Source organism: Methylohalobius crimeensis 10Ki, from assembly GCF_000421465.1.
Taxonomy (GTDB): domain Bacteria; phylum Pseudomonadota; class Gammaproteobacteria; order Methylococcales; family Methylothermaceae; genus Methylohalobius; species Methylohalobius crimeensis.
Genome location: NZ_ATXB01000001.1, coordinates 1,203,869 through 1,222,341 on the forward strand (window position 1 = coordinate 1,203,869; position 18,473 = coordinate 1,222,341).

Genomic DNA, 18,473 nt, shown 5'->3' on the forward strand with positions numbered 1-18,473 from the left:
ACTTTCCCCATTATGCGGCATAGCACATTATCTCGATACAGCGGGTCAGTAATGGGTTGGGATTTTTTTCCACGTCGGTGGCTGGCGGCGACCTGGAAAAAAGGTGTGCACTCCACAGGTGACGGCGTACCAAGGCCAACGCATCGATAAAGGTCGGGTGAGTTTTGCGATACCAGGCAGCGGTACGCACCGGCATCGCCTGGTTGGCGACCAGCCGATCGGCCATGAGGGTGACCAGGGAGAACAAGCCGAGCAGGATGGGCGTGGTCCGGGCGATCGCCCGCCTTGACCATTGGCGCTGCGTTTCCAGTCCCAAGTGGGCACGGGTTTCTTCGAAGGTGACCTCGACCTGCCAACGGCGGATAAACCACTGGACGATCTCTGTCGGCGCGGCCTTCGGATCCGTGCACAACAGCGCTTGGGCCTGGAAGCGCTGGAGCGGATCGCGGATCAGCACCCAACGGAGCGGTACGGGCGGTTTGCCCGCGTGGTACCACACCGCCGTGCCCGAGGCGATTTCCACCGGGCGGTCGGATTCGCCATACCACCGCGCAACGGTCAAGCGTTGCCAACGGGTCGCCGGGTCGGCGGCCACTTGCGCCAGCGTGGGGAGCCGTTTCCCTTTTTTGCGCGGTCGACCAGAGCGGCCCGGTCGCGGCGGCGGGGCCGGTTCGTACAACGCCGCATCCAACCGCAGCCGGGTCACGACACTGAACCGGTCCCCAGTGACGGCCGCCAAAAGATCCAAGGCCGCAAAGCTCTGATCGGCGACCACCACGATCGAGCGGGTGGGCAACCAGCGCCGGACCATCCGCAAGAGCTGCCGGGCCCGCTCGGTCAAGGATCGATGCGCACGCCGATAGCGCCGATAGTAGCGCTCCGAGGGGCATAGCGAGGTCAGAAAAGGAAGCGCCCAAACCCGATGGGCCCAAGGGATCGGCACCAACAGCATCAGGCTCAACCAGCGCAGGCCGCTGGCTTTCACAAAATGCCCCCGGCTGGAGCGGACCGGGTCCCGGTAGATCCCCCGAGCACCAATCTTGCGCCCCCACCGTCGCTCAATCGTGTCATCCAATCCCATCACCAAGGGTCCCTGCCAGGCAAACGCCTGGATTAACAGCCCCAACAACAGGCGACTGCTGGCCAGCCCAGACCACCGCGCCCGGCTGAGCACCCGATGGTAGTTCTTGAACCGTCGCTCCTCGCCGAGCCCCATCACCCGAAGCACTGCCGCCACCGTGCGTCGACCAGGCGTGAGGATCGCACCTATCAGTAACACTTGCGCCCGTTGCCATACCCTTTTGCTGAACAGCGGTGCAAACACCTTTATAATCGACAAGACGTCGGGAGGTAATCCGCCCATCTGAAGAACCTCTTTTTGGTCGAAGATGATTCTTCATAGGTGGTTATCTCCCGGCCCTTATACAACCCCTCAAATGGGGAAAGTCGAGCTGAGGGTGTATACACAAATTCCAGTTTATCCAGCAGAGCGCGTGCGACCTGTGGCTCAAATGCTTTATACAAAGAAGCTCCCGTATGTGTGCTTAAGTTATCCATGACCAGGGTAATACGCCGGGCATCCGGAAAGTCTTTCTCCACCAACGCCCGAACCCCCTCTGCCCATTGCGGCGCCGCATGATTGTCTGCGACCTCTATCCGTCTCCACCCCCTAAACGGGGCATAAAACTGAATCAGGTGGGCGACACCGTTGCGCTCGTACTCCACATCGTAGCGCTCGATTTGCCCGGGCTTGCCCGGCACGCGAGGTCGCCCTTCCCTCACACATTGCACGCTGGTTTCGTCCATGCACACCACCGGATAGTCCGGATCGAAGGGGCGCTTGTAAACCTCCAGGACGCGCTCCATCGCGCACACAAACGCGGCATTCTGTTTGGGCGGAATACACCACATCGCTTTCCGCCACGGTTTAAAGGCGTTTTTTTAAAACGCGTCTTACCGATTCGTGCGAAATCGACTCCACAACACCCAACTCAACCAGTCGATCGCTCAACAGATGCAACGTCCAGCGCGATTGCCCCGGTGGCGGCTCACTGCACATCAGCGCCACCAACTGCGCCTCGCCATCACCGTCGAGGACGCGCCGCTTTTCCCGCATACGCCGCTTGCGCTCCAAGGCCGCATCGAGGCCTTCCTCTACACAGCGTTGACGCAACCGCGACACCGTGCGTGCGTTGACCCCGACAGTCTCAGCCACTTCGCTGTCCAGCAGGCCCGGGCCTTGATCGCCCTCATCGGCCCACAGCAGTATTTGCGCGTGGATGCGTCGATAGGCTGCCGTTTTGCCTTTGTGCACCAAAGCTTCCAAGCTCTGGCGCTCCTCCGCCGTCAGGCGGACAATGTATTTCTTCTTCATACGCCTTCTCAGCATGTTGCTGGATAACATTGAGAAAGCACATTAACATTAGGCAATATTAAATTGAAGGTCTACTAGTTCTTCAGCCGCATAACGCCCCAGCTCAGCCGCGCGCGCTTTTGGTGCGTCGGCTGTAGCGCCGTGTGTACGCCCGACATGGGCATGAACGGATGGGGTGCAAGTCCCCTGTAGGCGTACCTGTGATGTCCACCATACGGATGAATATAACGACTAGCCGACGACAAGGGCAACTTCGCGAGGAGTTGTCTGGAGGAAGCCCGAGCGCAAAGGTAAAGGTACGAGCCGACGGACAGACAAAATCGCCGGGAGCGATTTTGAACAGCCGCAGGCTGGCCCGAAGGGGGAGTCCCAGGGATGGGGCGAATAAAACCGCATAGAAGGCTCAGTCCCCGGGCAAGTCAGCACAAGATGACGAAGCCCGTCAGGTAATGGGGATAGGGTTGAGCGGTCAGTTGTGCACTGAAAGTTCATGTCCTTATTCGGGGAGGTCTGTCCGACTTGGCGGTGTCTTGCGTGTGCAGCAGGGTAACCAGTCAGGTGCCTGGTTGATTGACCAAGCCTGGGCGCGTCGGCGCGCTGCCGGCCGGCGCGAGCGAACGAGGTAGCGAGCGACACGCGGGCAAAGCGCGGCGGGGAGGAATCTCCGGCGTGATCGGACAGAAGTCAGCAGAGGCCATATTAGCCCTGGCATCGAGGAATAAATATATGCAAAAAGATGGCACTACAGGAATCGCCGCACAAAACATCGGGAACGCCTGTCATTACTGGCTTAAATCAGAAATGGGGGAGGAGGAAGTATCGAAGTTGGGTGATCCCGAAGCCGGGTGGAGGCGAGCGGTTGTTGGGCATCCCCACGGCTGCCGACCGGGTGATCCAGCAGGCCATGAATATTCGGGATCAGAGTAATATTTATGCCCTTACATAAATTATTGGTACTCTGACCCCAATTATTCTGACCCCAATTATTCTCTGACCCCAATTATTCAAGAGTTTCTCACCATCCTGCTAGCAGCACTTTGTTATAGATAAACCGTTCAGTTTTCATCAACTAATATTGTTACTTGTTCTCTCAAATCGGCGGCTAACTCTATATGCAGTTCGCAGCTAGTAATGTTTTCCTCTGAAAAGACATTGCCTGGAACAATGTTTTTTAGCTGTTTAAATACATGCTTTCCTTTGTAGCCTTTCAGCGGTCTAGCTTGAAATTGTTGCCATACTTCATCATTGGTGGGGCTACCTCCTTGTGCATATAGTTCCTGATTATGAGCCTGTCGCTGACTGTTAAATTGATCTCTTGCCGGAACGACATCTCTGGCTAATATACGGTCAATATAACCTTGACACTCTGCAATCTCGTTGTTCGTTAAATTTCGAATAAATTCAGCACAACAAAAATATGCTTCAATATCAGCCTGCTCTGGAAACCAGAGTTTAATTCCATCGATTTCATAGTCATTACGTAGTTTTTCTATTTCTTCATCAGTTAATGAATCTCTATCACGATGAACAAGAATTTTGTATTTCCTACCAAGGGCCTCATAAAGCTCGATGGCTTGCTCTTTCTTCATAAGGTTCTTGTACCCTTGACCAGGGTGGTATGTCACAAACTTTTCAAGTTCAGGCCATTGAGAAATAAGCTTTTTCAACAGGGCAATATTTTTGTCTTCGGAGACAATTATCACTTTCTTTCCAAATGCACCCCATCCCAACGCAATTTCCGCAGCCTGCCGGTTCTCATTTGCTAGCGCCCCATTTTCGACCCAGTAAACATTAGTGGTCAAAGGAGCCCCTCTCAAAATAAAAGGCGAATGAGTAGTTAGCACAACTGACAACTCTCTTTCTGTCGCGATTTTTGAGAGCTCTCCTGCAAGCATTTCTTGCACATTCGGGTGCAAATGAATATCCGGCTCATCAATCAGCAATATCTTTGGTCTAAATAGAAGCACATAGCAAAAAATCTGTATTAGTTGGATATAGCCAGTTCCCAATAGCTCTATCGGGTGAGACACACCATCAACGGTAACTTCTGCTTTTATAACCAAGTCTCTATCTTCTTGGAAATCTAGTTTGATTGAGACTTCTCCCATCAATCTACCGAGCCATGTTTCTAGCTGTCTCAGATCATCTTCACTTAATAAGTTTAAAGCGTTTCTCAAGTACACATTAGAATCACCGAAAGAGCATGCTTTTAACACTACCCTTTTGGATTGCTTTGTTTCGCTGTTTGGTACTCCTGATATACCGGGAATAAAGCCACTGAAATACGAGTTTTGCCCTCTGAATAGCCCCCTAACTTCCTCTGGAAGTTGACCAGTGACAGAAATTCCAGCATTTCGGGCGGCCCTTGCTTCACAAATCGCTTCGTGCTCTATGTTGCTTTCATCACGAAATGTAAAAGTAACTTTTGAACCTGGGGTATTACGCATATTTCCCCAATTCTCGCCATGACCAAGTCTCATATAGTCGTCGGTTGGCAGGTAATCCAGGTCCATAACGGCCACAGTGGACGTGCTTCCCGTTCTAATGCGGTCTGCCTGGCGCAATAGACAAGCGGCTAGGTGCGCTGCCTGAAGAATTGATGATTTCCCTGACCCATTTGATCCGACGAGAATATTTAGTGATCCAGTTCCAATATCAATAACATCGATTTTTTTGAACTTCTCGATTTTGATCTTATTAAGTATCACTTAGACATCCCAGGTTATTGATTCTATTGATGTGCTTCACTATCCACCCGTCCCAACCTATAACAAAAATTCGACCCCCTAAAATGGCGTCTTTTTTGGAACCAGTTTGGTGTATAATTCAAACCAAGTCAACATTCCTCAGCTTCCGTTCAGGGAAAACCAGCTTTTATGCGACCTAATCAAGATAAGTTTCCACCCCACGCTTCACCTCGCGTAAATCCGAAGCCAAGCGTTCCAGGCAAAAAGCCGAAGCTCCTGGACCAAATGCGCGATCGAATTCGAGCGAAGCATTACAGCCTGCGCACGGAAGAAGCCTATGTGGGCTGGGTCAAGCGGTTTATGCTCTTTCATGACACACGTCATCCCTCGGAGCTTTCAGCCTCCGAGGTGGAAGCGTTCCTGACCCATTTGGCGGTGGAGGGCCATGTCGCTTCCTCGACCCGGAACCAAGCCTTGGCCGCGATCCTGTTTCTGTATCGCGAGGTACTGGAGAAGCCCTTGCCCTGGTTGGATAACATCACCCGGGCGAAGAATCCCGAACGGTTGCCGGTGGTGCTTAGCGTCAACGAAGTCCAGGCGCTGCTGGGACGATTGCGCGGGACGCCGGGATTGGCGGCGCGGCTGCTCTATGGCACCGGGATGCGGCTCATGGAGTGTATGCGGCTCCGAGTGAAGGATGTGGATTTCGAGATGCATCAGATCACCGTGCGCGACGGCAAGGGCTTCAAGGACCGGGTGACGATGCTGCCGCGGAAGCTCGTGGAGCCGCTTAAAGCCCATCTTGCGGGTGTGAAGGCGCAACATGAAGAAGACCTGGCCGCAGGTTATGGTGAGGTCTATTTGCCCTATGCGCTGTCGCGCAAATATCCCGCGGCGGGCCGTGAATGGGGCTGGCAGTATGTGTTTCCCGCGCGCTCCCTTTCGGTGGATCCGCGCTCGGGCCAGACCCGCCGCCACCACCTGGACGAGAAGGCCGTCCAGCGCGCCGTCAAGCAGGCGGTGCGGGATTTGGGCTTGACCAAGCCGGCCACGCCCCATACCTTGCGCCATTCCTTCGCCACCCATCTGCTGCAATCGGGCTACGATATCCGCACCGTCCAGGAACTGCTGGGACACAAGGACGTCAGCACGACGATGATCTATACCCACGTGCTGAACCGGGGCGGCAAAGGGGTGGTCAGCCCGCTGGACATGTAATCTCCATCCATCCGGCGGCACCCCAATGCGATAGAATGGATTCATGGATCTGATCACAATCGCCGGCGACCTTTCCGCGTCCGTCGGAAAACTGAAATTCGGCCCGCCCGTCTTCCACGTCTACAACCCCCTGAACTACGCCTGGCAGTCCCACCGGACTTACCTGGAGCGCTACGGCGGGGGCGGCCGGGAAATCGTCTTGGTGGGAATGAATCCGGGGCCGTGGGGCATGGTTCAGACCGGCGTGCCGTTCGGGGACGTGGTGATGGTGCGCGATTGGCTGGGTATCCACGCGCAAATAAAACGCCCCGCCAAGGAGCATCCCGCCCGGCCCATCCAAGGGTTCGACTGCCGCCGCCGGGAGGTGAGCGGCAAGCGGCTGTGGGGCTGGGCCAGGGCAACTTACGGCACGCCGGAGCGGTTCTTCGACCGCTTTTTCGTGTTCAACTACTGCCCCTTGGCGTTCATGGAGGAAAGCGGACGCAATCTCACTCCCGACCGGCTGCCGGCGGAGATGCGGGAGCCCTTGCTCGAACGGTGCGATGCGTCGCTCAAAAAGGTGGTGGAACGCCTCGAGCCGCGCTATGTCCTGGGCGTGGGGCGATTCGCCGAGCGCCGCGTGAACGCCGCCTTGGCCGACATGGATCTGACTACCGGCATGGTGCCCCATCCCAGCCCGGCCAATCCCGCCGCCAACCAGGGCTGGGGGGAGGCGATGAACCGGGCCTTGGCGGCAGCGGGCATTCAATTGCCTTAGCGGAAACGGCAAGGCCGCAACTTCCGCAAAACTCGACAGTCTCAGAGTCTGATTCAAAACTTGTGTGAGAGGCCGGGTGGTCGCAATTGCCATTATCTTCCTATCCGGTTGGCGAAGGTGTGGCAAAAGCTCTCTCTCCCGCGGGCGGGAGAGGGTGGGGTGAGGATGGTTTAAATCCACCCTCTTCCTAACCTTCTCCCTCCAAGAGGGAGAAGGGACTTTGCTCGAGCCATTCCCGAACGGAGAGGGGATTAAGGGGATATCGTGCCTCGTAGGCTTGCACGGTTTGTCGAGTTTGAAACAGACTGTCGTAATGAGTATTACGACGGCGAAAGCGCTATTCTTGACCGTAATGGTCGGGTAAAGGGATAATGCTTCCCCATAGAATCAGGAGGGATGAGATGTCAACGACCGAAAACCCCATCATTTTCAGTGACAACGCCGCTTCCAAGGTGTCGGAATTGATCGCCGAGGAAAACAACCCCGAGCTCAAGTTGCGGGTGTATATCACCGGCGGCGGTTGTTCCGGCTTCCAGTACGGCTTCACCTTCGACGAACAGGCCGCCGGCGACGATACCGTGATCGAAAAGCAGGGCGTGACGGTATTGGTGGACGCCATGAGCGTGCAGTATCTGAGAGGGGCGGAGATCGACTACAAGGACGACGTGTCCGGCGCGCGCTTCGTGATCCGCAATCCCAACGCCCAAACCACCTGCGGCTGCGGTTCCTCGTTTTCGGTCTAGGTTTTGTTGTGGGAGCCGGGGCGAACGCTTCGGGACCGTTCGCGGCCGGGATGCCGCGATTCGAGCGTACATGGAGGTATTTACAGCGTGTTCCGCAGCGTTCTCCCCGGCTCTAGGCAAGATCGACTTTACGTGCCGGGATAAATTCCCCCCAGCACGACCTCATGGCGGGCGCCCGTGACCGCGGGCAGGTTGCCCGTCAGCCCTTTCAAAGTCCGCCAGGCCAGCCAGGCGAACGCCGCCGCTTCCACCCAATCGGGATCGATCCCGTCAGCGGCGGTGGTTTCCACCGGGCAGCCGGCTTGGTTTTCCAGTATTTCCAGCAGATAGCGATTGTGCGCGCCGCCGCCGCACACCAAGAGCCGCGCGGGCCAGGTCGCCGCCTGCCGAATCGCCTCGTCGATCCCGGCCGCGGTCAGGTGGGCGAGGGTGGCTTGCACGTCTTCGGGCGCATGGTCCGGAAAAGCCTGCAGCCTTTTCTCCAGCCAGGCGGGGGAGAAATATTCCGGTCCGGTGCTTTTGGGCGGCGGCCGGCTGAAGTAGGGATCGTCGACTAGCGCCCGGAGCAGTTCGGGAATCGGTCGTCCCTGCCGCGCCCATCGCCCGTCTTCGTCCCAGGACACTCCCCGGTGCCGGCCGATCCAGTGATCCATGAGGGTATTGCCCGGTCCGGTGTCGAAGCCGGTCACGGGCACGGCGGGGTCCGCGGGCAAAAAGGTGAGGTTGGCGATGCCTCCCAGGTTGAGCACCGCCCGGTCTTCTTGGGGGGAGTGGAATACCGCCCGGTGAAAGGCGGGCACCAGGGGCGCGCCTTGGCCGCCGGCGGCCATGTCGCGGCGGCGGAAATCGGCCACGGTGGTGATGCCGGTGATTTCGGCGATGCGGTTGGGGTCGCCGATTTGCAGGGTGTAGGGATAGGGCACCGACGGATGGTGATGGAAGGTCTGCCCGTGGCTGCCGATGGCGCGCACCCGGTCCGGTGGCACTCGGGTTTTTTTTAGAAGATCCAGGGCGCAGCGGCCGAACAGCTCGCCCAGCTCGGCATCCAGTCGGCCCAGTTCGGCCGATGCGATCCGGTCGCTGAAGCAATGGCGCTCGAGCCGCCGGCGAAGGGAAGGCTCGAACGGCGCATAGTGCTTGGCGCGGAGCGCGACGGAGCAGGGCGGGGCGGAGATTTCGGCCAGCACGGCGTCGACGCCGTCGAGGCTCGTGCCGGCCATCAGCCCGATGAAATAGGCGCTCATTCCTCCGGTTTGGCCTGGGCGAGCAGGGTTTGGTGGTATTGCTCCAAAGAGGCCAGCAAGGGCGCGGTTTGCTGTTTGAACGCGGCCAGCTGGGATGGGGGAATGGGTTCGCTTCCCGGCAAGGGAACGGTCAAGGGATCGCGGTGGACGCCGGCGATCCGGAATTCATAGTGGAGATGGGGGCCGGTGGCCAGGCCGGATTGGCCCACGTAGGCGATGGTGTCCCCCTGCTTCACCCGGGCGCCGCGCTTGTAGCGGGAATTGAAGCGGCTGAGGTGGGCATACAGGGTGGTATAGCCCCGGCCGTGATCGAGAATGACCACCCGCCCGTAGCCCCCCTTGCGGCCGCGGAAGACGATTTTGCCGTCGCCGGTGGCGCGCACCGGAGTGCCGGTGGGGGCGGCGTAATCGACCCCTTTATGGGCGCGAATCCGGTGCAGGATGGGGTGATTCCGGCGGAGGGTGAAGCGGGAGGTGATCCGGGCCGATTTGACCGGCGTGCGAAGAAACTTCTTGCGCAGAGATTTGCCTTCCGGGGTGTAGTAGTCGCTGTCGCCGTCGGGCAGGGTGAAGCGCAAGGCGCGGTAGGTTTTGCCCTGGTTGACGAATTCGGCGGCCATGATCGGTCCCTCGCCGATGAACTTGCCGTCCACATAGTGTTTTTCGTACAGGATGGAGAATTGATCGCCGGGCCGGATGCTGCGGGCGAAATCGATGTCCCAGCCGAAGATTTCGGTCAGCTCCATGATCAGCCCGTCGTTCAATCCGGCGCGTTTGCCGTCCAGATACAGGGAAGATCGGATGAAGCCGCCGGCTTCCTCCAGCTCCCGCTGCGGTTCGGTGAAGATCCGCTCGATGTCGAAACGGTCTTCCTTGCGGGCGAGGGCGATGGTCTCCGTCAGGCTGGGCTGGTAGACCAGCTTTTCCAATTTGCCTTGTTCGTCCCGCAGAATTTTGAGCGTCTCCCCCGGTTGAAGGCGGGCCAATTCCTCTTCCACGTGGTCGTCGCTGTGAATCAGCGTGTGCAGGGTTCGGGCGCTGAGATCGTACTGCTTGAAAATCGCCGCCAGGGATTCGCCGGGATTGACCCGGTGTTCGATCCAGGGCGCTTCCGCGGGGGCGGGTTCGTCGAACGTTTCCTCTGCCGCCGGGACGTTGTCGGCGGGGTCGGTGGCGATGGCCAACGGTTGAGGCGGAGAGACGACTGGTGGTTCGGGCTCGATCGTCGAAACGGGAGACGGTTGCGGCCAGAATTTGAAGCCCAGGCCGGAGATAAACGCGATCCCGCAAATCGGCAGCAATGCTCTTTTGGGCAGCCGAAAGCCGACCCGGCGAGCATTCACCCCGCCGGCGGTGGCTTGCAGGTACAGGGGCGATCTCTTTTTGCGCATGCCCGAATTCCTCTTTCTTTCTCCCCGGAAGACTGTAAAGTCTAAAGGATGTTGTGTAATCTTGTCACTTTTGCTTGGGAGATGGAAGATCCATGAACGAACCGCAAGCGGCATTGGCCGAATTCAAGCGCGGCACCGAGGAAGTGCTGCTGGAAAAAGAATTGCGGGAACGGCTCGACTCGGGGGGCTCGCTGAAAGTCAAAGCCGGTTTCGACCCCACCGCCCCGGATCTGCACTTGGGGCATACGGTATTGCTGAACAAACTCAAGCACTTCCAGGACCGGGGCCACGAGGCGATCTTTTTGATCGGCGATTTTACCGCCATGATCGGCGATCCCAGCGGCAAAAGCCAGACCCGCCCGCCCTTGACCCGGGACGAGGTCATCGAAAACGCCCGCACCTACGAGGAGCAGATTTTCAAAATCCTCGATCCGGAAAAAACCCTGCTGGTGTTCAATTCCAGCTGGATGAGCGGAATGGACGCAGCCGAGCTGATCCAATTGGCGGGTAAATACACCGTGGCGCGGATGCTGGAGCGCGACGATTTCAGCAAGCGCTATCGAAGTGGCCAGTCGATCGCCATCCACGAGTTCCTCTATCCCCTGATCCAAGGCTACGACTCGGTCGCCCTGAAGGCGGACGTGGAGCTGGGCGGCACCGACCAGAAATTCAACCTGCTGGTGGGCCGGCATCTGCAGGAAATCTATGGCCAGAAGCCGCAGGTGGTGATCACCCTGCCGATTCTGGAGGGCTTGGACGGGGTGCAGAAAATGTCCAAGTCCCTGGGCAACTATATCGGCATCAACGAGCCGCCGGACGAGATGTTCGGCAAGTTGATGTCGATCTCCGACGAGTTGATGTGGCGCTACTTCGAATTGTTGAGCTTCCGCCCCCTGGAGGAAATCGGCGCTTGGCAAAAAGCCTGCGAGACGGGGGCCAACCCGCGCGACTACAAGGTTCGATTGGCATTGGAGATCGTCACCCGCTTCCACGACCAGGCGGCCGCCCAAAAAGCCCTGGAAAATTTCGAAAGCCGCTTCAAGCGCGGTCTTTTGCCGGAGGATTTGGAGCTGCAGCGGCTCCCGGCACCCGACCCGAAAGGCTATCCCATCGGCCGCCTGCTCAAGGACGCCGGCTTGGTGAAGAGCACTTCCGAGGCGCTGCGCATGATCAAGCAGGGCGCGGTGAGAATCGACGGGGAACGGGTGTCCGATCCGGGGCGCATGATTCCGGCAGGGGAAACCCATGTCTTTCAGGTGGGCAAGCGCCGCTTCGCCAAAATCGAGGTGGGCTTTATGAATCTGGCGGAGTGATCTCCGATCGTTTGATTTAAAATCGGACATGCCGTGCAAGCCTATGGGCACAACAACGCCCTCAATGCTCTCTTCGTTTAACAACGTACCTTCTCCCTCTTGGAGGGAGAAGGTTAGGAAGAGGGTGGATCTAATTGACATGAAAGTCATTTTATTAAACCCTCCTCTCTCCAACCCTCTCCCGCCAGCGGAAGAGGGTGTTTTTGCGATAATTGAAGGGGGAGATATGCGCATTTGCGATCACCTTCTAAGGAAGCGCGGAAAGACGGCATCTCGGATTGTCGACTGACTAAGGGAGGCATCATGAGCACTGAACCGACCCTCGAGCAGGTTTTGACCGCTCCGCCCCGGCCGCTGCGTTTCGGCACCAGCGGCGTGCGGGCCAAGGTGGAAGAGTTGACCGACGTGGAAGTGTATTGCCTGACCCGGGGAACCTTGGCCTATTTCGAGCGGATCGGCAAACTGGCCCGGGATCGCAAGCCCTCCGAACCCATTGTCATCCCCTTGGCCGGGGATCTGCGTCCCTCCAGCGAGCGCCTGCTTCAGGCCACCGCGGCGGCGATCCGGGCTGCCGGCTATGAGGTGGACTATTGCGGCTCCATTCCCACCCCCGCCTTGACCTATTACGCCCTGGCGCAAGGCGTGGCCGGCTTCGTGGTGACCGGCAGCCACATTCCCGCCGACCGCAACGGCCAAAAGGCCAACCGCTGCGACGGGGAGGTGCTGAAAAGCGACGAGGCGGGCATCATTGAAGCGGTGGCGGCATTCCGGGCCGAGGAATACGGCCGCGCGGCCGAAGCCTCCAAGTTCGGTCCCGACGGGATGTTCAAGTCCCAATACCGTCCGGATCTGCCGCCGGCCAATTCCGCCGCGGTCAAAGTCTACCGCGACCGTTACCGGCAGGTATTTTCGGCGGATGCCTTGGGGGGATTGCGGGTACTGTTTTTCGAGTACAGCGCGGTGGGAAGGGATTTGTTGCCGGAAATCCTGACCGATGCCGGGGCCGAGGTGATTCGAGTGGGCCGGAGCGACGAGTTCATACCCCTCGATACCGAAGCCATCTCCGAAAACCATCTCAACCTGCTGCGGGACTGGGTCGATCGGCAAGAAGTCCCCATCCATGCGGTGGTGTCCACCGACGGGGACAGCGATCGCCCGCTGGTGATCGGGGTGGAAGAAGGTGAATTGCAATTCTTCCCCGGCGACCTGTTGGGGGCGGCGGTGGCGGACTTTCTCGAGGCCGATGCCGCCGCCGTGCCCGTCAGCGCCAATCCGGGCTTGGAAGACTTTCTGGAAAATCGCGATATTCCGTTGAATCGGACCCGGATCGGCTCGCCCTATGTGATCGAGGCGATTCAGCACTGGCTGGCCGAAGGCAAACGGAAAGTGGTGGCGTGGGAAGCCAACGGCGGATTTCTGGTGGGGTCGGCCATTCCCCTGGAAGCCGGGACCCTTCACCCATTGCCGACCCGGGATGCGATTCTGCCCATTTTGGCGGTTCTCGCCGCCGCCCGCCGGCGCGGAGAAAGCTTGGGCGAATTATTGCGGGCATTTCCTCCCCGCTACGGAAAATCCGATCTTTTGGATGACTTTCCCCGGGAGAAAAGCCATCGTATGATCGCCTATTTCACCCCCGACGACGACCGGGTAAAGGAGGTGCGTTTTCAGCAGGGGGAAATCGTTCTTCTGAACGGCGACGGCCAGGAGATCGGCCGCCGGTCCGCCGACGATCCGGAATTACCGGCTTGGGAAGAGAAAAGACAAGGTTTGGAAGAGGTGTTTTCTTCTCGCCACGGGTTCGCGCCGCTGGTTGCCATCAACGGGGTGGACGGGCTGCGCTGTTATTTCTCCGACGGGGAAATCGCGCATGTGCGGCCTTCGGGCAATGCGCCGCAGCTTCGGATCTACGCCTTCGCCGCCACGCCCGAGCGGGCGCGGGAAATCGCCGCCCTGGCGGTGGCTTCGGGCGGTCTCCTGGAGCAATTGGCGGCGCAGGTTACGGAGAGCGAAGCTTGACCCGGGTGAGTTTCAATTTGGCCTGGCCGAAGCCGGGGACTTCGCCTTCGATTTGAACCGGCAGATGGGTCCGGGGATCGCGCAAAAATTCGATATCGCCCTCCATCCCCAAGAATTCGAAGGGCTCCTTGTCGCGCGCGTCGGGATCCACCGGCACCGGATGGATCAGGATGCGATCGGCCTCGATTTGGGTTTTGATCCGACGCGATCCGGAATCCTGGCGGCGGTAATCCACATCGATCGTCTGGCGGCCGTTGCGCCGCAGGGCGACGCGATAGACGTTTTGCTTGTTGAACAGGCAAACATGGGCTTCGTCCTCGGGCCAGTCCTGCGTCAGCAACAACAGCAGAGCGTATGGGTCGGAGACGAAGTCGCATTGACGGGCGGTGGCTTCGGGGAAGGGGTAGAAATTTTCGCTGGTGATGGGCCAAGTTTGAGGAGATTGCTGGGCCTGATCGGGTTCCTCGGGTTTCTGGCGCACGCGGTAAACGCCGCGCTCGGCATAGCGATAAATCTTATAGTTGCTCGTCGGTCCCGATTTGAGGCGGGTTCGCTGGAGAGCGGTCAAGTCGGGCTGGAACCATAACTGGCCCAGCCAAGTCTTGCCGGATAAAAACCATTTCAGGCGGGTTTCCACCGTCAAGTGATAGACTGAGCTGCCGGGCGGCGGCTGAATCGTGCCGCTTCGCTCGACCAGGTTGGGGTGAGTCCGCTCGGCGACCGTCGCGGTAAGATCGGCCTTGACGATCAAGGCGGGGGAAAGCTCCAAGGTCAATTCCTTCCAGTCGGAGAGCGGCAGGCGGGGCTCTGCACGAAGGCTCGGCCCCGAAGCGGCCGCCAGAACTCCTAGAAGGAGGGGAAGGGTGAATCTCCTCAGGATTGATTTCATGGATAGGCTCTGATTGTCGCGTAAAAGCAAAATTGTGTAGCTGGATTATGACACAGCGATGGAGGGCAAGGAACCGAAGTTATCGCCTCCCGTCCAAAAGGTTTGTTTGCATTGAGACGACGGCGGTGGCGATTGGTTTCGGGCGAAACGAGAATTTCAAGCGGGTTCGAGCATTCGGAACCGCAGTTAATAATTAAAACCGTTTATTCATTGAATTCGGAGTGCCGCAGCTTATGCGAATGACACCACGGGAATTTTTGGACTGGGACGCCAAGCGCATCACATTTTTGGGGATGTCCGGGGTCGGAAAAACCACCCTGGCCAATAAATTGCCCAAGAAGGAATGGTTTCATTATTCCGGCGATTATCGGATCGGGACCAAGTATCTGGAGGAACCGATTCTGGACAATATCAAGCGTCAGGCGATGCAGGTGCCGTTTCTGCGCGATTTGCTCCGCTCCGATTCCATCTACATTTGCAACAATATTACCGTGGAGAATCTGACCCCCATCGCTTCCTTTTTGGGGAAAGTGGGGGATCCCGACCGGGGCGGGTTGCCTTTGGAGGAATTCAAGCGCCGCCAGGCGCTGCACCGGGAGGCGGAAACCCGGGCCATGCTGGACGTGCCGCTGTTCATCGAAAAGGCCCGCGACATCTACGGTTACCGGCATTTCATCAACGATGCCGGCGGCAGCGTGTGCGAGCTGGATGAGAGCGTGCTGGAAACCCTCGCCGAAAACACCCTGGTGCTTTATATCAAGACCACGCCGGAGCTGGAGGAGACCTTGATCGCCCGGGCGAAACGCAGTCCCAAGCCGCTCTACTATCCGGAGGCATTCCTGGATCGGCAACTGGCCGAATTCATGACCCAACGGGGCTACCGGCATCCGGGCGAGATCCCGCCCGACGAGTTCGTGAGCTGGGTGTTTCCGCGCCTGTTCCGGTCGCGATTGCCGCGCTATCAGGCGATCGCCGACCGCTACGGTTATGTCGTCGATGCGAGCGAAACCGCCGCGGTGCGCGACGAACAGGATTTCTTGCAATTGGTGGCCGACGCCATCGCCGCCCGCGAGGCGGTCAACCGGAACCGGTAGGGAGGGAGAAAATCATGCCTTTGGTCGCGCATAACCCATTGCCGGCTTTCGAGCGCCTTCGGAGCGAAGGGCAAAAGGTGCTGCCGCCCGAAATCGCCCGCCACCAGGATATCCGGGCGCTTCATATCGGTTTCCTCAACATGATGCCGGACAAGGCGCTGGAAGCCACCGAGCGGCAGTTCCTCCGACTCCTGGGTGCGTGCAACCAAATCGTCCAATTCTACGTGCATTTCTTCACCGTGGAAGGCTTGGAGCGGGGACCGGAAGCCCGCGCCCATTTCAAGCGCTATTACGAATCCTTCGACCGAATCAAGGAAGCGGGCTTGGACGCGCTGATCGTCAGCGGCGCCAACGTGACCCATCCCGAAATCTCCGACGAACCCTTCTGGGAGCCTTTGACCGAAGTCTTCGATTGGGCCAAGGTCAATGTGACTTCGATTCTCTGTTCCTGCCTGGCCACCCATGCGCTGGTGCAGTATTGCTACGGGCTTCATCGCACCCGCCTGCCGGCCAAGCGCTGGGGGGTGTATTCCCATCGGGTGGTGGAACCGCGCCACCCCTTGGTGTCCGATATCAATACCCGTTTCGATGTCCCCCACTCGCGCTTCAATGAACTGTTCCGCCGGGATCTGGAACGGGTGGGCCTGAAAATTCTGGTGGAGAGCGAGGAAGCCGGGGTGCATTTGGCGGTCAGCCCGGATTTGTTTCGGGTGGTCTTCTTCCAGGGGCATCCCGAGTACGACACCATCAGCCTGTTGAAGGAATACAAGCGCGAAGTGCTGCGTTATCACCTTCGGGATCGCGAGGATTATCCGCCGTCGCCGGAACATTATTTCAATGCCGAGGCGCAAGCGATCCTGGCGGATTATCGCGCCGCGGTACAAAGCGCCCGCCGGCGCGGCGCACCGCCGCCGGATTTTCCGGAATCGGCCCTGATTCCCCTACTGGACAATACCTGGCGGGACACCGCCAAGGGGGTATTCAACAACTGGCTGGGGTTGGTGTATCAGATCACCGACCAGGATCGGCGGATTCCCTTCATGCCCGGCGTGGATCCGAAAAACCCGCTCGGTTTGACTTTCTAGGGCGCGTCGACATTGAGCCGATTCAGCACTACATGAGCGCTCTCACCGGCGCTCGCTGGAATATCAACGCATTCTGATGATTCTACCGGACCAAACGCAACAAATCGAAAGCGGTGATGATGCCGCGGATGTGCTGTTTATCCCCCACCAGCAGCCGGTGAATGCCGTGCTCGATCATCAATTCGGCGGCTTCTCGGGGCGAGAGGTCGGGGGGGATGAAAATGGCGCGGTCGGTCATGATGTCCTTCACGTTGATCGCGTCTCCTCTCACCCCGCTGAATTGAAGCGCCCGGATGACATCGGTTTTGGACGCGATACCGACGATTTCCCCGGCGCCGTTTTGGACCGGAGCGCCGTCGATATTCTGGATGGTCAGGAACTCTTCGAATTGATCGAGGGTCATTTCGGGAGCAACGGAAACCACTTCCGGTTCCATGATGTCTTTGACTTGGAGGGTCATGATGGCGTGACCTCGAGGAATGGTCTGAAGATTTAAGCTACCGGAAAATCGTCTTCGGAACAAGCGGGCCGGAGGATTTCGGTATACTCTTTTGTTGTCCACAATGCAATGGAGCGAAATTAATGCGAGTTTACATGAGCCTGATGGTCGGATGGTTGGCGCTATTTTCGGGAGCGGCCGCCCATGCCGAACAGGAACCCCTCAGAGTCTGCGCCGATCCGGTCAATCCTCCCTTGTCCGATAGACAGGAAGACGGTTTCGAAAACCGGATCGCCCGGCTGTTCGCCGACGAACTGGATAGGGAAATCGAATACACCTGGTTTCCCCAGCGTATCGGTTTTCTGCGCAATACCCTCAAGTCCAAGGATCCGGACACCGGGCGCTACAAGTGCGACATCGTGATGGGTGTGCCGGCCGGCTACGAGCTGGCGGCGACCACCAAGCCCTACTACCGTTCCACCTACGCGCTGGTGGTGGCCAAGGGCAAGGGCTTCGACGATATTCAATCTCCCGAGCAGCTTTTCGACCTGTCCGACGATCGCAAGAAAGAGCTCAAGGTCGCCATGTTCGATCGTACTCCCGGGGTGACCTGGCTTCTTCGTCACGGCTTGCTCAAACAGGGTCGCAGTTACCAGTCCATGACCGGCGATCCCAACGTTAATACCGCCATGACGCTGGAAAAGGAGTTCGCCGCGGATAACATCAATATGGCGATCGTTTGGGGACCGGTCGGTGCCTATCTCGCCTGGAAGCACCCGCAGGATTACGTCCTCTTGCCGCTCAAGTCCGAGAAGGGAATCCGCTTCGATTTCGCCATCGCCATGGCGGTTCGTCGGGGCGACAAGGAACGTCAACAGATGCTGCAAAACCTGCTCGACCGCAACCGCGACGAAATCGTCGCCTTGCTGAAAAAATACCGGGTACCCTTGGTGGATAAGGAAGGCAATGCGTTATGATGAAGGCGGGGGATGATGCTTGCGCAAGCATCATCCCCTGTTTATGGAAGGAAATGGGAGCGCCGCTCGATCAGCGATAGGCGGAAAAGGAAGAATCTTCCTGGATCGCTTGTTCGGAAGTCACGTATTTACCGTGTTCGCTGCTTTTCACGACCCACATGGCGATCCCCACGGCGACCACCACGGCGCCGATGATGTACCAGAAATAATCTTTTTCCTGTTCGAGTTTTTCGCGCATCAGTTTTC

The 18,473-nt window shown here is 58.3% G+C and carries 17 protein-coding genes; 8 read left to right on the forward strand and 9 right to left on the reverse strand.

Translation table 11 applies throughout. The annotated features are described in order from the left end of the window. Window positions 1–10 precede the first annotated feature (10 nt). The 4 genes from H035_RS0106180 to H035_RS0106200 all read right to left on the reverse strand — a co-directional run bounded on the left by H035_RS0106180 (window position 11) and on the right by H035_RS0106200 (window position 5,082). Window positions 11–1,363 (reverse strand): IS701 family transposase, encoded by a 1,353-nt coding sequence (locus H035_RS0106180; RefSeq protein WP_026596123.1) that lies wholly within the window; start codon window positions 1,361–1,363, stop codon window positions 11–13. Beyond that, on the reverse strand, window positions 1,327–1,911 hold the full coding sequence (locus H035_RS18465) for a transposase (RefSeq protein WP_084684843.1): 585 nt from the start codon (window positions 1,909–1,911) through the stop codon (window positions 1,327–1,329). Before H035_RS18465 ends, H035_RS0106180 begins: the two co-directional genes overlap by 37 nt. Window positions 1,912–1,927: 16 nt before the next feature. After that, a complete protein-coding gene (locus H035_RS0106190; protein ID WP_040574353.1) occupies window positions 1,928–2,374 on the reverse strand; it encodes a helix-turn-helix domain-containing protein in 447 nt (148 codons plus the stop codon). Window positions 2,375–3,429: 1,055 nt separating this feature from the next. Further along, a complete protein-coding gene (locus tag H035_RS0106200) occupies window positions 3,430–5,082 on the reverse strand; it encodes an ATP-dependent nuclease (RefSeq protein WP_022948125.1) in 1,653 nt (550 codons plus the stop codon). A gap of 264 nt (window positions 5,083–5,346) precedes the next feature. Between H035_RS0106200 and H035_RS0106205 the strand changes: the two genes are divergently transcribed. From H035_RS0106205 to erpA, 3 genes are all read left to right on the forward strand, one after another. Then, window positions 5,347–6,279, forward strand: a complete 933-nt coding sequence (locus H035_RS0106205; RefSeq protein WP_040574354.1) for an integron integrase — start codon at window positions 5,347–5,349, stop codon at window positions 6,277–6,279. A gap of 43 nt (window positions 6,280–6,322) precedes the next feature. Beyond that, window positions 6,323–7,036, forward strand: coding sequence for a uracil-DNA glycosylase family protein (locus H035_RS0106210; RefSeq protein WP_022948127.1), 714 nt, complete (start codon window positions 6,323–6,325; stop codon window positions 7,034–7,036). A gap of 401 nt (window positions 7,037–7,437) precedes the next feature. Further along, window positions 7,438–7,779 carry an iron-sulfur cluster insertion protein ErpA gene (erpA, locus tag H035_RS0106220; protein WP_022948129.1) on the forward strand — a complete coding sequence of 114 codons (342 nt, stop codon included), beginning with the start codon at window positions 7,438–7,440 and terminating at the stop codon, window positions 7,777–7,779. A gap of 128 nt (window positions 7,780–7,907) precedes the next feature. On the opposite strand, the gene H035_RS0106225 is transcribed toward erpA, so the two are convergent. Together H035_RS0106225 and H035_RS0106230 are read right to left on the reverse strand one after the other, a co-directional pair. Further along, on the reverse strand, window positions 7,908–9,023 hold the full coding sequence (locus H035_RS0106225) for an anhydro-N-acetylmuramic acid kinase (protein WP_022948130.1): 1,116 nt from the start codon (window positions 9,021–9,023) through the stop codon (window positions 7,908–7,910). Continuing rightward, window positions 9,020–10,414, reverse strand: a complete 1,395-nt coding sequence (locus H035_RS0106230; protein ID WP_022948131.1) for a peptidoglycan DD-metalloendopeptidase family protein — start codon at window positions 10,412–10,414, stop codon at window positions 9,020–9,022. The genes H035_RS0106225 and H035_RS0106230 overlap by 4 nt, the downstream gene beginning before the upstream one ends. Window positions 10,415–10,506: 92 nt before the next feature. On the opposite strand from H035_RS0106230, the gene tyrS reads away from it, so the two are divergent. Both tyrS and H035_RS18470 read left to right on the forward strand, forming a co-directional pair. Then, the gene (tyrS, locus tag H035_RS0106235) at window positions 10,507–11,727 is read left to right on the forward strand and encodes a tyrosine--tRNA ligase (protein WP_022948132.1); all 1,221 of its coding nucleotides are present in this window, start codon (window positions 10,507–10,509) and stop codon (window positions 11,725–11,727) included. A 303-nt stretch (window positions 11,728–12,030) separates the two neighbouring features. Further along, window positions 12,031–13,743, forward strand: a complete 1,713-nt coding sequence (locus tag H035_RS18470; protein ID WP_022948133.1) for a phosphohexomutase domain-containing protein — start codon at window positions 12,031–12,033, stop codon at window positions 13,741–13,743. On the opposite strand, the gene H035_RS0106245 is transcribed toward H035_RS18470, so the two are convergent. Next, complete coding sequence (locus H035_RS0106245) at window positions 13,724–14,632, reverse strand: hypothetical protein (RefSeq protein ID WP_152485975.1); 909 nt, start codon at window positions 14,630–14,632, stop codon at window positions 13,724–13,726. The genes H035_RS18470 and H035_RS0106245 overlap by 20 nt on opposite strands. Window positions 14,633–14,865: 233 nt before the next feature. On the opposite strand from H035_RS0106245, the gene H035_RS0106250 reads away from it, so the two are divergent. Then, a complete protein-coding gene (locus tag H035_RS0106250) occupies window positions 14,866–15,726 on the forward strand; it encodes a hypothetical protein (RefSeq protein WP_022948135.1) in 861 nt (286 codons plus the stop codon). Window positions 15,727–15,740: 14 nt separating this feature from the next. Then, window positions 15,741–16,811 carry a homoserine O-succinyltransferase MetA gene (gene metA / locus H035_RS0106255; RefSeq protein ID WP_022948136.1) on the forward strand — a complete coding sequence of 357 codons (1,071 nt, stop codon included), beginning with the start codon at window positions 15,741–15,743 and terminating at the stop codon, window positions 16,809–16,811. A gap of 82 nt (window positions 16,812–16,893) precedes the next feature. Here metA and H035_RS0106260 read toward each other — a convergent pair whose 3' ends face one another. Further along, on the reverse strand, window positions 16,894–17,271 hold the full coding sequence (locus H035_RS0106260; protein ID WP_022948137.1) for a CBS domain-containing protein: 378 nt from the start codon (window positions 17,269–17,271) through the stop codon (window positions 16,894–16,896). 134 nt (window positions 17,272–17,405) lie between these two features. On the opposite strand from H035_RS0106260, the gene H035_RS0106265 reads away from it, so the two are divergent. Next, complete coding sequence (locus H035_RS0106265; protein WP_022948138.1) at window positions 17,406–18,227, forward strand: quinoprotein dehydrogenase-associated putative ABC transporter substrate-binding protein; 822 nt, start codon at window positions 17,406–17,408, stop codon at window positions 18,225–18,227. A 70-nt stretch (window positions 18,228–18,297) separates the two neighbouring features. On the opposite strand, the gene H035_RS22155 is transcribed toward H035_RS0106265, so the two are convergent. Further along, window positions 18,298–18,465 carry a hypothetical protein gene (locus H035_RS22155; RefSeq protein ID WP_022948139.1) on the reverse strand — a complete coding sequence of 56 codons (168 nt, stop codon included), beginning with the start codon at window positions 18,463–18,465 and terminating at the stop codon, window positions 18,298–18,300. Window positions 18,466–18,473 lie beyond the last annotated feature (8 nt).